We start from the raw sequence: 14,038 nt of genomic DNA, 5'->3' as shown, positions 1-14,038 counted from the left end.
CGGTCCCGGGTCTCCGCTGCGCTACGCCCGGGATGACAGGCTTTTAGGACTGTGGACAATTCCAGTCGCGCCACATAATGTTCCCATTATGTTCTTGCACGGCGAGTCCTCATGCAGCTGTCCCTAGGCCTGGCGCGGTCGCCGCTGGAGAACGTCCGCGACGCCCTGCTCTGCGAGTTCGGCCCGCAGCGGCCGGTGGCGCGGATGGATCCGATCTCGCAGCTGGTGAAGTCGTCGATCAGCGGCCGCACCCTGGACGCGGTCTCGTGGAACGCCTTCCTGCGCCTGCGCTCCGAGTTCAAGGCCTGGGAAGACCTGGCCCGCGCCCCGGTCGCGGCGGTGGCCCGGATCATCGACGACGTCACCTTTCCCGGCGACAAGGCCCGCCACCTGACCACCGCCCTGCGGATGATCGAGGACAAGGTCGGCTGGCTGTCGCTGAGCCACCTGAAGGGCCTCGAGGTCGACCAGGCGCGCTGGGAGCTGCAGGCCCTGCCCGGCGTCGGGGCCAAGGTCGCCGCCTGCGTGCTGAACTTCAGCGATCTGGCGATGCGCGCCCTAGTGGTCGACACCCACGTCCACCGCGTCGCCAAACGGATCGGACTGGTCGGGGCCGGCGACGCGACCCAGACCTACCACACCCTGATGGACCTGGCGCCGGACACTTGGACCGCCGACGACCTGTTCGAGCTGCACTGGCTGATGAAGCGCGGCCTGGGCCAGATGCTGTGCCCGCACGAGGGCCCCAAGTGCGGGGCTTGCCCGGTCAAGGCGATCTGCGCCAAGGCCGGCGTCGGCCACAGCGCCGACGTGCTGGCCTGGCGGCCGCGCGCCAATTCCCCTCTCCCATAGGGAGAGGGCGGGCCCGCGCGAAGCGTGGGAGGGTGAGGGGTTACACCCCTTTGAAACGGAACCTCGGCCCAGGCGCTGATCCCGCATGACCATCCGCATCGGCACGGCCGGCTGGAGCTTCCCGCGAGACCTCGACTTCCCGACCGAGGGCACGGGATTGGAGCGCTACGCGGCGCGATTCGACTGTGTCGAGATCAACTCGTCCTTCTACCGTCCGCACCAGCGCAAGACCTACGAACGCTGGGCCGCGACCACCCCGGCGAACTTCCGATTCGCGGTGAAGGTTCCACAAGCGATCACCCATGAGCGGCGGCTGGTCGAGGTCGACGACCTGCTGGCGCGGTTTCTCGACGAGACCGGCGGCCTGGGCGACAAGCGCGGACCGCTGTTGATCCAGTTGCCGCCGAGCCTGCGGTTCGATCCGGCGATCGTGGAGGCGTTTCTGAAGACCTGGCGCGAACGCACCGACACGCCGACCGTCCTGGAGCCGCGTCATGCGAGCTGGTTCGAAGCCGCGCCCGACAAGCGGCTGGCCGACTTCCAGATCGCCCGCGTCGCCGCCGATCCGGCGGTCGTCCCGGCGGCGGCCGAGCCTGGCGGCTGGCGTGGCCTGACCTACCGCCGCTGGCATGGTTCGCCAGTGATGTACGAGAGCGGCTATGAGCCCGAGGCGTTGCGGGTCCTGGCGAACCGGCTGGCAGACGAGGCCAAGACGGCGGAAGCCTGGTGCGTGTTCGACAACACCAAGTTCGGCGCGGCGACGCGGGATGCGCTGACCCTCGAATCCCTGCTGTCATCCCGGCTGTAGCGAAACGGAGAGCCGGGACCGCGGCAAACACCTGCGCGTCCGGCGGTCCCGGATAGCGCTTCGCGCTTCCGGGATGACAAGATAGGGAGGCTTCAAAGGAGCTTCCCCATGACCGCCCCCGACGCCGCGATGATGGCCGCGCCCGAGGCGCTGGCCCGCTTCCTCGAAACGGCCGACACGCGCCGCCTCGACGGCGTGTTCTCGACCGGCGACGTCACCATCCTCGAGAACTTCCCGCCGCACGTCTTCACCGGCCAGGGCGGCCTCGCCCGGTGGCGCGAACTGATGACCCAGCACGTCCGGGCCATCGCCGACCTGCGCCACGCGTTCGGGCCGCCACAGGATTTCGGCCTGACCGACGATGTCGTCCACTTCACCCTGCCCACCCACTGGATCGGCGTCCGCGACGGCCGGCCGTTCAGGGAACTGGGCGGCTGGACCTTCGTCCAGGTGCGCGAAGACGGCGGCTGGCGGATCCGGTCCTACGGCTGGGCGGTGATCAGCTTCGAGCAGCCAGCTCCGTGAACGTCCGCGTCCCGATCCCGTAGTGGCGCCAGTCCTTGTAGTCGAAGTGCCACCATTCCTCGGTGTAGACGGCGAAGCCTTCGGCCTCCATCGCCTGGCGCAGGATCGCCCGCAGCGCCCGCTGCTGGGTCGTGCCACCGACGAAGTCGGCATAGGCGCGGCCCGAGAACTCGTCGTAGCGGCTGGGCATCTCGACGGGCTTGCCGGTCTTGAGGTCGTACAGCGTCAGGTCCACCGCGCAGCCGCGGTTGTGGCGCGAGCCCTTGGCCGGGTCGGCGACGAAGGCGTGGTCCTCGGGCGGGGTCGCCTCCCAGAACATCCAGGTCACGAACCACGGCCGATAGGCGTCGTGGATCAGCAGGCCGTAGCCCTTCTGCGCCAACGCCTTCTGGGCCCGGCCCACGACTTCGGCGGCCGGCCGTTGCATGTAGGCGGCCGCGCGCTCGTACAGCGGGATGCCCATAAAGTTGTTCGATCCGGCATAGCGGATGTCGAGCTTGATGCGCGGGTCGATGGTCGTCAGGTCGACGAGGTCGGCCGGCACGTGCGCCTCGGTGTCCATCGGCGGCGCGGCGGCCAGGGCCCGCTGGCGTAGAGCGACCGGATCGGCGCGGACGGCCTTGTGGATGGCGTCCTGGGTCTCGGCTCCGAAATCGCGCCAGGCCAGCGGCGTGCCGTTCAGGCGCACCGCGCCCGTCTCCAGGACCAGCTCGCCGCCGCCGGCGATCGCGTAGCGGCCCCCGCCGGTCGGCGTCAGCCGCGCGGACGACAGCCCGGCCCCGTCGATGAACAGGGCGCCGTCCTTCTCGAACACCGTCAGCGGCGCGGCCTTGTCGCCGTACTGGCCGACCGCGGCGAGTTCGGCCCTAGTCTGGGCGCGCGCGACACCAGCCAGGACCCCGGCGGCGGCGATGGACAGGAAGGATCGTCGAACCAGATCGCTCATCACCGTTTCCTCAGGATCAGTACGAACCCAAACTCACCATCACGTGTCATCCCGGCCGAAGCGCAGCGGAGAGCCGGGACCCAGGGACCACAGCACTGCGCTTGGCCCCTGGGTCCCGGACAGCCTCTGCGAGGCTTCCGGGATGACACGGGAAAGGAGGCGGTTTGAGACGATAAGGCCTCTCAACAACCTCACTGCCTCCCCCGACCCTACTTCATCGTCGGGATGACGAAGCTGCTGTCGCCCACGTCGCCTTCCGGCCAGCGGGCAGTCACCGTCTTGACCTTGGTGTAGAACTTCACGCCCTCGACGCCGTGCTGGTTGGTGTCGCCGAACGCCGAGCGCTTCCAGCCGCCGAAGGTGTGATAGGCCACCGGCACCGGGATCGGCACGTTGATGCCGACCATGCCGACATTGACCCGCGCCGCGAACTCGCGCGCCGCCCGGCCGTTGCGGGTGAAGATGGCGACGCCGTTGCCGTACTGGTGCTCGGACGGCAGGGCCATGGCCTCCTCGAAGCTCTCGGCGCGGACCATCTGCAGCACCGGGCCGAAGATCTCTTCCTGGTAGGTCCTCATGCCCTTCTTGACGCCGTCGAACAGCGACGGGCCGATGAAGAAGCCCTTCTCATAGCCTTGCAGGCTGAAGTCGCGGCCGTCGACGACCAGTTCAGCGCCCTCTTCCTGGCCGATGCGGATGTAGTCGGCGATCTTGGCGCGGTGGGCGGCGCTGACTACCGGCCCGTAATGAGCGTCTGCGTCGGTGGAGATGCCGACCTTCAGGCTGCCGATCTCGGCGACCATCCGCTCGCGCAACTCATCGGCGGTGGCCTTGCCGACCGGCACGACCACCGGCAGGGCCATGCAGCGCTCACCGGCCGAGCCGAAGGCCGCGCCCGACAGGTCCTTCACCACCTGGTCGAGGTCGGCGTCAGGCAGGACGATGCCGTGGTTCTTGGCGCCGCCCATGGCCTGGACGCGTTTCCCGTGCGCCGTGCCGGTCTGGTAGACGTAGTGGGCGATGTCGGAGCTGCCGACGAAACTGACCGCCTTGATGTCCGGGTGGGCCAGGATGGCGTCGACGGCGCTCTTGTCGCCATGGACCACGTTCAGCACCCCGGCGGGGGCGCCGGCTTCCATCATCAGCTCGGCCAGCTTGACCGGCACGGTTGGATCCTTCTCCGACGGCTTGAGGATGAAGGTGTTGCCGACGGCGATGCTGATGCCGAACATCCACATCGGGATCATGGCCGGGAAGTTGAACGGGGTGATGCCCGCGCAGACGCCCAGCGGCTGGCGCATCGAATAGACGTCGATGCCCGGACCGGCGCCCTCGGTGTATTCGCCCTTGAGGACATGAGGGATGCCGCAGGCGAACTCGATGACTTCCAGGCCGCGCTGGATGTCGCCCTTGCTGTCGGCGATGACCTTGCCGTGCTCGGACGACAGGATCTCGGCCAGGGCGTTCATGTCGCGCTCGATCAGGCGCTTGAACTCGAATATCACGCGGGCGCGGCGCTGCGGATTGGTGGCGGCCCAGCCGATCTGGGCCTTGGCGGCGGCCTGAACGGCGGCGTCCAGCTCGGCGTCGGTGGCCAGCGCCACGCGGGCCTGGATCTCGCCGGTGTTGGGATTGAAGACGTCGCCGAAGCGGCCGCCCTTCTCGATTGGGGATCCGGCCAGGGTCTGACCGTTCACGAAATGGGCGATGTCTCGCATGATGCGCTCCCTAACGCTGTTTTGCGCGTCAATAGCATCCAAGGTTCACGCCGTATCGCGCGAAATTCTGCCAAGCTCAGTCGGCGTCGACATGCACCCGGCGGAACCGGCCCTGCAGATAGACCAGCGGCTCATGATCGGGGTCGTAGCGCAGCTTGACCACCCGCCCGACATAGACCCGGTGGTCGCCGGCGTCGAAGACGTGGTGGGTCTCGCACTCGAAATTGGCCATGCAGCCGGGCAGGATCGGCACGCCGGTGCGCCAGGTCTCGGTGTCGATGCCGGCGAAGCGGTCGGTGTCCTTCTGCACGAACTGGCGGGCCAGCTGCTGGTGCTCGGCGTGCAGGACGTTGACGGCGAAGCGCCCGGCGGCGTCCAGGGCCGGCAAGCTGGCCGACTTCAAGTCGACGCAGACCAGGGCCAGCGGCGGGTCCAGCGACACCGAGGTGAAGGAATTGGCGGTCAGCCCGACCTTGCGGCCGTCCTCGCAGACCGTGGTGATCACCGTCACGCCGGTCGTGAAGCACCCGAACGCGTCGCGCAAAGCCCGGGCGTCGTGCTCGGCGCCCTCCCCTAATTCGATCGTGACCGCTTTACTCATCGCCTAAGCAGTGGGGGAAAGTGGGCCGGCGGGCAAGCGTGGAAAGCCCCTTCCCCCTCGCGGGGAAGGGGTTGGGGATGGGGGCGCCGGCTCCGTGTGCGTCGACGCTCACGCAGACACCCCCACCCCTGCCCCTCCCCGCAAGGGAGAGGGGTTCTAACTAGGCGCTCTCGATCAGCACCCCGGGCCGGCTGGCGTCCAGGCCGAACGTCACCGGCAGGTGGCGCACGTGCGGGGTCTGCAAGCCCAGAGCCTTCGCCCCCCGCGCCACGGCAAGCTTGCCCAGGGCCGTGGGCCCGAAGCCGTCCTGGATGCGCGGCTTGGCGCCCAGGCGACGACGCAGCACGCCATTGGCGTAGATCACGTTGGCCCGCATCAGGGCCGGCGGCGTCATGAATTCGATCGAGATCGAGACGTTCAGCATCGGGCCGTTCTCGATCCGGTGCGGGGCGTTCTGCTTCCAGGTGACCATGTTCCCGGGCGTCAGGTCGACGGCCTGGGCCCCGGCGTCCCACGCGGGCTCGAAGGCGAACTGCTCGGCGGTCTCGCGCAGCACGATCTTCTCCAGGGCCAGGTCGCCGACATAGGGATCGGCCACCGGATAGACCCAGACCTTCTTCTCGCCGCGGATCTGCCACAGCGACACCAGCGGCACGTCGAGATGGTAGAAGACCTGGGCGTTGGCGCTGCTGATCAGCATGCCGACGTCGCGCTTGAAGGTCTTCAGGCCCGGGACGTGAGCCTCCTTGTCGGCGAAGATCTCGTCGCTGAGCGCGGCGTATTCGGGCACGTGGTCGTTGGTCTGGCGCAGGTTCAGCCAGATGCGGCCGGTCTTGGCCGCCTCCAGCAGCTGATCGCCCGTGAGATTGCCGGCCGAGCCCTTGCGCCAGGTCGTCCAGGCCTTGGGATCCTCGCCCATGGTGAAGACGCCCAGCTTGTCGCGGGGATACAGGTCCAGCAGCCGCGCCAGGCCCTCGTCGTCGAACATCGGCCGCTCGTGCAGGGCGTGCTTGAACATCAGGTTCTCGCGGCCGAAGGCCTTGGCCTTGTCCGCCGTCCAGTCGGTGATCACGCTCACGCGGTCCTCCCGTAGAATTGGATCTTGAAGGGCCCCCACCAGAAGGTCTTGCCGAGGCCGCGCGCGGCGCGGTCCAGCCACTCGGCGCGGTCGCCGGCCCGGGTCAGCCATTTGAAGCCGGCGACCAGGCCGAACACGGCGACCTGCCCCAGGCCGATCAGCATCCAGCGGACGACGCCGAGCGTGTCGCGCGGCGCCGCGGCGGCGCAGTGCGCGGTCGGCCCCTGGCCGTAAGCGAAGGCGCGGGCGATGGTGTAGGAGAGGTTCAGGCGCGAGGGCACGGGATCTTCCCAGACCCAGGCCGCCGGGTCCCAGGCGAAGCGCGCGCCGGCCGCGCCCATGTGGCCGAACAGCATGTCGTCCTCGCCGCCGATGTGGTTGCGCTCGGCCGAGAACGGCGCGACCGGGTCCGGCAGGGCCGCCCGGCGGATCAGGCTGTCGCCGCAGCCGTAGTGGCGGTCGAGGATGGTCGCCTCGGCCGGGCCTTCGCGCGAGAAGAAGCGCTCCAGATAGTCGCGGTGATCGACGATGTCGGCCGGGGCGCGGGCCTTCACCGGACCGAACACCACATCGGCGTCGAAGCGGTCGCGGGCGGCGATCAGGGCGGCCAGCCAGCCGGCGGGCGCCTCCTCGTCGTCGTCCAGGAAGGCGATCAGCTCGCCCGAGGCGCGGGCCATCCCGGCGTTGCGCGCGAAGGCGACGCCGGGGCGCTTCTCGTTGACATAGATCACCGGGAACGGCGCGGCCTTGGCCAGGTCGTCGGCGACCGGCTTGGCGGACGGGACCTGGTCGTTGTCGACGATGACCAGCTCCAGTTCGGCGAAGTCGACGCCGGTCTGGCCGAACACCGAACGCGCCGCGACGGCCAGGCCGTGCGGACGTCGTTGGGTCGGGATCATGATCGTCACGCGCGCCATCAGGCCTCCGGATGGTCTCCCTGGCGGCGGTGCGCCCGCGAGGCCACGGCCTCGACGAAGTCGCGCACGCGGCCGCTCATGGTCAGTTCGGTGCTGGCGATGGCGTCCATGCGGCGGCGCAGCTGGCCGACCGGACCCGCGCCATGGGCGCCGGCCAGGCTCCAGACGCTTTCCATCGAGTGCGCCATGCGACCGCCGATGCTGGCGGCCGTCGCGGCCCCCTCGCCGATCGTCGCGGTGTTGAGGCCGTACGCGCGCTTGTAGTGGTCGTGGCCGGGACCCAGGTCGTAGCGGGTCAGGCCCAGCTCCGGCATGGCGGCGATGGCCCGCAGGAAGAAGATCTGGCCCGGCGACCAGGCGGCGTGCGCGGGGTTCGTCGAGGCGATCCACGGGTGATAGACCGCGCCCTGGCGGATCCCGAAATGACCGCTGACCAGGGTGTCGCCAGCATAGAGGTTGATCATCAGGCCGCGCAGCTCGCCGTCGCGCTGGACGAACAGGTCGGCCATCAGCTCGCGGGTCCAGTCGGCGCGCAGGAAGTCGTGGCCGCCGGTGCGGGCCAACTGCTCGCGCTTCCAGTCGATCAGCTGATTGAAGGCCTCGCGCGACGTGTCGCCGGCCACCAGGCGCAGCGGTCCGGCCTCGCGGTCCAGCTTGTGATCCAGGCGGCGGTAGTTCTTGATCTTCTTCGGGCTCTCGACCCGGACCGCCTCGAGATAGGCCTCGGCGCTCGTGCCCGTCAGATCGATCAGATAGGCGGTGCGGTCGCTCTCCGGCGCGGCCGGGAACACGCCGTGCGGGTCGATCAGGCCGGTGTAGCGGAACACGCTGACGCCGGCGGCGCGCAGGACGTCGTCCGCCTTCAGTCCCGCATCGGGACGGCTGACCAGGCCATGGTAGTCGGACAGCGGCGAGCCGATCGGCCGCGCCAAACCGCCCGGCCGGCGGTGATAGGCCAGGAAGCCGAGCGTCTCGCCCCCGCGACGGACCACCGCGACGCGTGCGTCTTCACGAACCTTTCCAACGGCTTGAGCGAAGTCCGGCCCCATTAGCGGGTTGGCGAACCCCACCTGGGACGCGGCCAGGCTCCGCCACAGCGCCACGTCGGCGGCGCTCAGCAGGCTCGGATGAAGGGTCTCGACGTCCAGCATGTCCACCTGTCCTACTCCGGGGCGGGTTAGGGAAAGATGGACCGCGACCTGCAATCGGCAGGCCAGATTGGAGGCTAGCCGAAGGTCGCGCTGAGGATCTTTTCCAGCCACAGCTGGTCGACCGCGTCGAACGCGGCGGGCTTGTCGGAATCGACGTCGAACACCGCGATCAGCGCCCCGTCCGGCCCGAAGACCGGCACGACGATCTCGCTCGCCGAGCGGCTGTCGCAGGCGATGTGGCCGGGGAAGGCGTGCACGTCGGGGACAAGCTGGGTCTCACCGGCCGCCGCCGCCGCGCCGCAGACCCCGCGCCCGTAGGCGATGCGCAGGCAGCCCAGCGACCCTTGGTAAGGCCCGACCACCAGCTCGCGCTCTTTCGCGGGATCGACGACGTAGAAGCCGGTCCAGAAATAGTGGTCGAAGCTGTTGGCCAGCATCGAGGCCACGGTGGCCATGCGGGCCGTGACATTGGGCTCGCCGTCCAGCACGGACGCGATCTCGTCGGCGACCTCGGCATAGCGGGTCGCCTTGTCGGCGGAGAGGGTGATGTCGTTGAACGCTTCGGCCATGAGCGGGATATAGCGCGCCGCGCGGCGGAAGCGAGAGGGCCGCGGCGGAGTTTGGCAAGCAGCGGCCACTGTGATGGGCTGCTTTGGGTGGAAAGTAGTACTTAGTGCGGCCCTGGGGGCGCTTGCCTGAAGGGCCGCCGTTGAGCTAGCGGAGCGTTGAGAAACTGGTGTTTCGGCGGAATGATCTAAATCCGCCTTGCATTGTGACGCTTGCCTAACAATGTTCTCATCGAACGCTGTTCGAAGGAATTGCATCTTGGGCGACACATTCTCCGCCGTCTTCGCCGGCTTGGCGTGCATTCTGTCGGCGTTCGCCGTCTACCGGACACTAAATCACAATCGCAGTTCAGTCACTTTAGATATCTGGAAGATCTGGATCAGCAAAGAGTATCGCGAATACCGCGTCGATGCGTTCAGGGCAATCAAAGCCGCCCGCGAGAATCGTATTGGTGACGAGCCACTCCAGATGACTGCATTACTTTCTGACCGCAGAACCGAAGAGGCTATTGGCAGCGTTGAGCACATTTTCGCTGAGCTGGCATCGATAAAACGCCTCGGCCTAATGGATGAACGCCTATTTGAAGCGCTGTTCTACCGGAGCACGGCTGACTGGCAATCGCTCCTCGCGGGCTTCGCCCGTGACAAAACAGAAGCTTTTACTGACACTGAGTTGGCGGAAACCTTCGCAACTCTCCTCGGCAACACTAAGGATCAACGTAACCGTTTCCTGCTGCCTAAACCGGATTCGCCGAAGAGCTAAAACAAAGTAAGTGGCATTGACAGGTCGGCTCTGGATGCGCGAACCGCAAATATCCGGGCTGAAACTGTAGGCTCAGAGACGCAGATTAGCCTGCACCTCAATGTCCGCTCAGGGTCGTGAGCGGATCTCCCGGTCGGGTGCGATCCCTAACCACGCCCCCGCCCTATCGCGCGAACCGCGCCTTCACCGGGGCGTAGCTATCCCAGACCAGGCCGTCGCTGACCGAGCGTAGCAGCTTGACGTATTCGGCGTGGCTCCAGGCTAGCGGGGTGGCGGAGTCGGTGCCTTCGCCCCGCGTGTAGCCGTGGGGGCTGTCGGCGCCGACGCCGTCCCAGACCTGTTCGGGGATCAGCAGGCCCTCGTTGGCGAACAGCTCCATGGCCCGGACATAGGTGTCGCGGATCGTCTTCAGCGCCGCCGCGTCCGGCTTGCCCTTCAGACCAGCCAGCGCCAGTTCGTAGTGGCCACGCTCGCCGGTGAAGATCGGCCACACCCGGCCGCGCTGGCCCGGACGCATCTGATTGCCTTCGCCATAGTTGGCCCCAGTCTTGGTGTCCTCGCCATAGCCGTCGACGCCGTAGCGCCGCCAGCCGGGGAAGGTCCCCTCGACGCCCGGGAACTTGAAGCCGTAGCGGACGCGGTAGAGGTCCTCCATCGACTCGTCGTCCAATTTGGGCAGGGTCGCCACGATGGCCGGGTCGTCGGCGCGGCGCACGCCATAGCGGACCAGCTCCAGGAACCCGGCGTCCAGGATCCGGTCTTCCGGCGCGGCCTGCTGGCCGTTGCGCTCCTCGACCTTGCTCTTGTTGTCCGGGTCCTGGTCGCTGTTGAGGCGCAGATAGTAGTGGCCGTCGCCGAACGATCCCTTGGTCGTGACCATGCGCGCCTCGACCTTGCCGGAATAGTCGTCGGCGGTCTTGCGATAGAGCTCAGCCGAGACCTTGTCTCCGGCGGCCTCGGCGATGTCCCCGGCGACGACCAGGCCGGCGATCACGGCGGCGGTCGTCGAGGGCGAATAGCCGCCCTGCTCTTCCCAGCGCTCCTGCTGAGTGAACGGCGGCGTGATCGTGCTGGTGTTCCAGCCCAGGTTCACCTTGCCGCCCTTGACCAGGAAGTCGGCGGCGGGCTTCAGCATCCTGGCGTAATAGGCCTTCAGCTCGGCGTCGGGCAGCCAGCCCAGCTTCCATAGCTTCCAGCCCAGCATGATCGGCATCGCCGTCTGGTCCAGCTGGACTCCGACCCATTCGGGCGTGCCGTCCACGTGCGACTTCTGCAAGAACCAGCCGCCGTCGCCCTTGTTGCCTAGTGTCTTGGCTCCGACCTGCACCGTCGGCAGGTAGTGGAACGCGGCCAGCGGCGTCTGCTTGTCGCCCAGCGCCGCCAGGGCCATGGCGCACTGGTAGAAGTCGCGCGGCCAGACGGCCTTGTAACCGGTCGAGGACTGGGTGGCGTCCACCGTGTCGCCCCACGGGTTCGACAGCGAGGCGATCAGGGCGCCGGCGTGGGTGCGGTCCTCCTGGACCTTCAGCATCAGGGCGCTGGCCTGGACCAGCTTGCCGCCGTTCTCGGAGGCCTCGCGCAGGCGCGGCAGCTCGGACAGCGAGGCCAGGTAATCCTCCCAGCCGACCCGCGCGCCCTCGCCGTTGTAGCGGGCCAGCACCTCGGCATAGCCGGTCTTCAGCGAAGCGGCGGCCGTCGCGTCGGCGGCCTTGGCGTCGGGGCCGAAGCCGATCGCGAAGTCGAAGGTCGCTTCCTTGGCCACGGCCGGCAGTTGGCCGGTCAGGACGATCGCGCCCTTGGCGGAGGTGGTGGTCGCCTTGAGCGCCGCCAGGGCGTCGCCGTCCTTCAGCGCGCTGGCGCCGGCCTTGGCGAAGGGCTTGGTCCCCTTCAGGCTCAGGAACGCCTTGCCCTCGTAGGCGGTCAGGGCCGCGGCCGAGGCCGCGCCCGTATCGCCGCCGCCGGTGTTGGCCATGTGCGGCTCCAGCACCAGGGTCGGGGTCACCGGGCCCTTCAGCGCCTTGACGGTCACCCGCACGAACAGGGCGTTACGGTCGGGATCGGTGAAGATCCGCTTCTCGATGACGAAGCGGCCCTGCTTGTCGGTGGTGGTGATCTTGTAGGCCGGCGACAGCGGCCGGCCAGCGGCGTCGACGTGCAGATATTCGGTCTTGGCGGTCGTGTCCGCGCCCTCGACCGCCAGGCCCAAGGCGGTCTGGACGGCGATGCGCATCTGCTTGATCTGGGCCTCGTGGATCAGGCCGTACATGGTCTCGGTCAGCACGCCGTCGGCGATCGAGAACCAGACCTTGGACACCGGCCCAGTTCTACCGCCGGCCTTGTAGGCGCCGTCGACATAGGCCTCGTACGAGGCGCCCACGCCGGTCTTGGCGGAGTAGGCCCAGGTCGTGGCGGGCGCCGCGTGGGCTGTGCTCGCGGCGAGAGCGGCGGCCGAGGCCAGGGCGAGAAGTTTCAGGCTGCGCATGGCGAGGACTCGTCAGGCTGGAAGGAAAAACGGAAAAGGGTTCAGGTCGGTTCGCCAGAGCGCGACTGCGTGTCGGTGTCCTCGACGACGAAGGTCGCGGCGGCGGCGGCGATCGCGAACGAGGCCGCGCCCAGGACCAGGGCCCAGATCGCCTGGCCGCCGAAGAAGCTCTTCAGCAGCAGACCCAGCACCGTCGCGGCCAACAGCTGCGGGATGACGATGAAGAAGTTGAAGATGCCCATGTAGACGCCCATCTTCCGCGCCGGCAGGGCTCCGGCCAGGATCGAGTACGGGGCCGACAGGATCGAGCTCCAGGCGAAGCCGACGCCGATCATGCCGATCCACAGCAGGCCGGGCTCGCGGATCAACAGGAACGACAGCAGGCCCACCGCTCCGAGCAGGAGGCAGGCGGCGTGGCTGACCCGGCGGTTCGTCGCCTGGACCATCAGCGGAATGACCAGCGCCGCCAGGGCCGCGACACCGTTGTAGACGGCGAACAGCACGCCCACCCAGTCCGCGCCGGTATTGTAGGCCTTGGACGTCGCGTCGACGGCGTGGAAGTGGACCGCCGCCACCGCCGGGGTGGTGTAGATCCACATGGCGAACAGGCCGAACCACGAGAAGAACTGCACCACCGCCAGCTGGCGCATGGTGCGCGGCATGCGGAAGAAGTCCTCCAGCACCTCGGAGAAGCCGTTGCGGGTCTGGCCTCGACGCTTGAGCCGCACGCCGACGACGCCCATCGCGCCGAACACGGCCAGCAGGCCGGCCAGGACGTAGAGCTCCTTCTCCAGCGCCGCGCGCCAGACGATCAGGGCCAGGGCCGCGCCGCCCAGCAGGCCGCCGGCGGCGAGGCCGAAATAGGCGTTGACCGAGGGCTCGGGCTCCTCGTGCGGCTGGAAGCGGCTCTCGGCCCGCTCGGCGGTCTCGAAGGCGTCCAGCTGGTCGGGGCTGTATTCCTTCGTGGTGAAGACGGTCCATAGCACCGCCAGCAGCAGGCCCGCGCCGCCGGCGTAGAAGGCGATCCGCACCGCGTCGGGGATCTGGCCGGCCGGGGCGGTGTTGGCGACGTGGAACCAGTTGGTCAGCATCCACGGCAGGGCCGAGGCCAGCACCGCGCCCAGGCCGATGAAGAAGCTCTGCATGGCGTAGCCGGTGGCGCGCTGCTCGTCGGGCAGGTTGTCGCCGACGAAGGCCCGGAACGGCTCCATGGTGATGTTGATCGAGGCGTCCATGATCCACAGCGCCGCGGCCGCCACCCATAGGCTGGGCGAGTTGGGCATGACCAGCAGGGCCAGGGTGGTCAGGATCGCGCCCCAGAAGAAGTACGGCCGGCGGCGGCCGAGGCGTCCCCAGGTCTTGTCGCTGAGATGACCAATGATCGGCTGGACCAGCAGGCCCGTGGCCGGCGCGGCGATCCACAGGATCGCCAGGTGGTTCACGTCGACGCCCAGGGTCTGGAAGATGCGGCTGGTGTTGGCGTTCTGCAGGCCGAAACCGATCTGGATTCCGAAGAAGCCAAAGCACATGTTCCAGATCTGCAGGAACTTGAGCCTCTGCCTGGCCATCGATCCTCCGCCCCGCTCCGACCGCCGGTTACTCCAGCTGGTTCGCAAGTTTTTTCATAGACT

Annotated in this window: 13 protein-coding genes and 1 pseudogene; 5 read left to right on the top strand and 9 right to left on the bottom strand. The window is 68.2% G+C overall.

What is annotated here, in order from left to right; translation table 11 throughout:
- The first annotated feature begins 111 nt into the window (after window positions 1-111).
- From nth to ASC70_RS11165, 3 genes are all read left to right on the top strand, one after another.
- A complete protein-coding gene (nth, locus tag ASC70_RS11175) occupies window positions 112-852 on the top strand; it encodes an endonuclease III (RefSeq protein ID WP_056050044.1) in 741 nt (246 codons plus the stop codon).
- A gap of 85 nt (window positions 853-937) precedes the next feature.
- Window positions 938-1,660 carry a DUF72 domain-containing protein gene (locus ASC70_RS11170; RefSeq protein WP_056050043.1) on the top strand — a complete coding sequence of 241 codons (723 nt, stop codon included), beginning with the start codon at window positions 938-940 and terminating at the stop codon, window positions 1,658-1,660.
- A gap of 108 nt (window positions 1,661-1,768) precedes the next feature.
- A complete protein-coding gene (locus ASC70_RS11165; protein WP_056050040.1) occupies window positions 1,769-2,185 on the top strand; it encodes a hypothetical protein in 417 nt (138 codons plus the stop codon).
- Here the strand turns inward: ASC70_RS11165 and ASC70_RS24475 are convergent.
- Window positions 2,160-3,131: a M15 family metallopeptidase gene (locus ASC70_RS24475; protein ID WP_082539594.1), complete on the bottom strand. Its 972-nt coding sequence runs from the start codon at window positions 3,129-3,131 to the stop codon at window positions 2,160-2,162. The genes ASC70_RS11165 and ASC70_RS24475 overlap by 26 nt on opposite strands.
- A gap of 38 nt (window positions 3,132-3,169) precedes the next feature.
- Here ASC70_RS24475 and ASC70_RS25975 point away from each other — a divergent pair.
- Window positions 3,170-3,299 (top strand): annotated as a pseudogene (locus ASC70_RS25975) (hypothetical protein).
- Window positions 3,300-3,340: 41 nt separating this feature from the next.
- Here ASC70_RS25975 and ASC70_RS11155 read toward each other — a convergent pair.
- The 6 genes from ASC70_RS11155 to ASC70_RS11130 all read right to left on the bottom strand — a co-directional run bounded on the left by ASC70_RS11155 (window position 3,341) and on the right by ASC70_RS11130 (window position 9,165).
- Window positions 3,341-4,849 carry a CoA-acylating methylmalonate-semialdehyde dehydrogenase gene (locus ASC70_RS11155; protein WP_056050037.1) on the bottom strand — a complete coding sequence of 503 codons (1,509 nt, stop codon included), beginning with the start codon at window positions 4,847-4,849 and terminating at the stop codon, window positions 3,341-3,343.
- 76 nt (window positions 4,850-4,925) lie between these two features.
- On the bottom strand, window positions 4,926-5,450 hold the full coding sequence (locus ASC70_RS11150) for a flavin reductase family protein (protein WP_047408972.1): 525 nt from the start codon (window positions 5,448-5,450) through the stop codon (window positions 4,926-4,928).
- Between the two features lie 160 nt (window positions 5,451-5,610).
- Window positions 5,611-6,639: a hypothetical protein gene (locus tag ASC70_RS11145; RefSeq protein WP_162247209.1), complete on the bottom strand. Its 1,029-nt coding sequence runs from the start codon at window positions 6,637-6,639 to the stop codon at window positions 5,611-5,613.
- Window positions 6,525-7,445 carry a glycosyltransferase family 2 protein gene (locus ASC70_RS11140; RefSeq protein ID WP_056050034.1) on the bottom strand — a complete coding sequence of 307 codons (921 nt, stop codon included), beginning with the start codon at window positions 7,443-7,445 and terminating at the stop codon, window positions 6,525-6,527. The genes ASC70_RS11145 and ASC70_RS11140 overlap by 115 nt, the downstream gene beginning before the upstream one ends.
- On the bottom strand, window positions 7,445-8,596 hold the full coding sequence (locus ASC70_RS11135; protein ID WP_056050032.1) for a GNAT family N-acetyltransferase: 1,152 nt from the start codon (window positions 8,594-8,596) through the stop codon (window positions 7,445-7,447). Before ASC70_RS11135 ends, ASC70_RS11140 begins: the two co-directional genes overlap by 1 nt.
- A gap of 74 nt (window positions 8,597-8,670) precedes the next feature.
- A complete protein-coding gene (locus tag ASC70_RS11130) occupies window positions 8,671-9,165 on the bottom strand; it encodes a GAF domain-containing protein (RefSeq protein ID WP_056050030.1) in 495 nt (164 codons plus the stop codon).
- Window positions 9,166-9,421: 256 nt separating this feature from the next.
- Here ASC70_RS11130 and ASC70_RS11125 point away from each other — a divergent pair, with 256 nt between their 5' ends.
- Entirely contained in the window at window positions 9,422-9,925 is a 504-nt protein-coding gene (locus tag ASC70_RS11125; protein WP_056050028.1) for a hypothetical protein, read from the top strand.
- Between the two features lie 163 nt (window positions 9,926-10,088).
- Here ASC70_RS11125 and ASC70_RS11120 read toward each other — a convergent pair whose 3' ends face one another.
- Both ASC70_RS11120 and ASC70_RS11115 read right to left on the bottom strand, forming a co-directional pair.
- Entirely contained in the window at window positions 10,089-12,407 is a 2,319-nt protein-coding gene (locus tag ASC70_RS11120) for a glucan 1,4-alpha-glucosidase (protein WP_056050026.1), read from the bottom strand.
- 41 nt (window positions 12,408-12,448) lie between these two features.
- Window positions 12,449-13,975 carry an MFS transporter gene (locus tag ASC70_RS11115; RefSeq protein ID WP_056050024.1) on the bottom strand — a complete coding sequence of 509 codons (1,527 nt, stop codon included), beginning with the start codon at window positions 13,973-13,975 and terminating at the stop codon, window positions 12,449-12,451.
- Between the last annotated feature and the right edge of the window lie 63 nt (window positions 13,976-14,038).

This window comes from Caulobacter sp. Root343, from assembly GCF_001425745.1.
Taxonomy (GTDB): domain Bacteria; phylum Pseudomonadota; class Alphaproteobacteria; order Caulobacterales; family Caulobacteraceae; genus Caulobacter.
Note: the sequence above shows the minus strand (reverse complement) of the source record. Positions and strands in the feature narration are given on the sequence as shown.

Coding starts and splice junctions, on each gene's coding strand:
- ASC70_RS11150 (WP_047408972.1), bottom strand. CDS start 5,450: ATGAGTAAAGCGGTCACGATCGAATTAGGGGAGGGCGCCGAGCACGAC.
- ASC70_RS11145 (WP_162247209.1), bottom strand. CDS start 6,639: ATGGCTGACCCGGGCCGGCGACCGCGCCGAGTGGCTGGACCGCGCCGC.
- ASC70_RS11115 (WP_056050024.1), bottom strand. CDS start 13,975: ATGGCCAGGCAGAGGCTCAAGTTCCTGCAGATCTGGAACATGTGCTTT.
- ASC70_RS11120 (WP_056050026.1), bottom strand. CDS start 12,407: ATGCGCAGCCTGAAACTTCTCGCCCTGGCCTCGGCCGCCGCTCTCGCC.
- ASC70_RS11170 (WP_056050043.1), top strand. CDS start 938: ATGACCATCCGCATCGGCACGGCCGGCTGGAGCTTCCCGCGAGACCTC.
- ASC70_RS11135 (WP_056050032.1), bottom strand. CDS start 8,596: ATGCTGGACGTCGAGACCCTTCATCCGAGCCTGCTGAGCGCCGCCGAC.
- ASC70_RS11130 (WP_056050030.1), bottom strand. CDS start 9,165: ATGGCCGAAGCGTTCAACGACATCACCCTCTCCGCCGACAAGGCGACC.
- nth (WP_056050044.1), top strand. CDS start 112: ATGCAGCTGTCCCTAGGCCTGGCGCGGTCGCCGCTGGAGAACGTCCGC.
- ASC70_RS11165 (WP_056050040.1), top strand. CDS start 1,769: ATGACCGCCCCCGACGCCGCGATGATGGCCGCGCCCGAGGCGCTGGCC.
- ASC70_RS11140 (WP_056050034.1), bottom strand. CDS start 7,445: ATGGCGCGCGTGACGATCATGATCCCGACCCAACGACGTCCGCACGGC.
- ASC70_RS24475 (WP_082539594.1), bottom strand. CDS start 3,131: ATGAGCGATCTGGTTCGACGATCCTTCCTGTCCATCGCCGCCGCCGGG.
- ASC70_RS11155 (WP_056050037.1), bottom strand. CDS start 4,849: ATGCGAGACATCGCCCATTTCGTGAACGGTCAGACCCTGGCCGGATCC.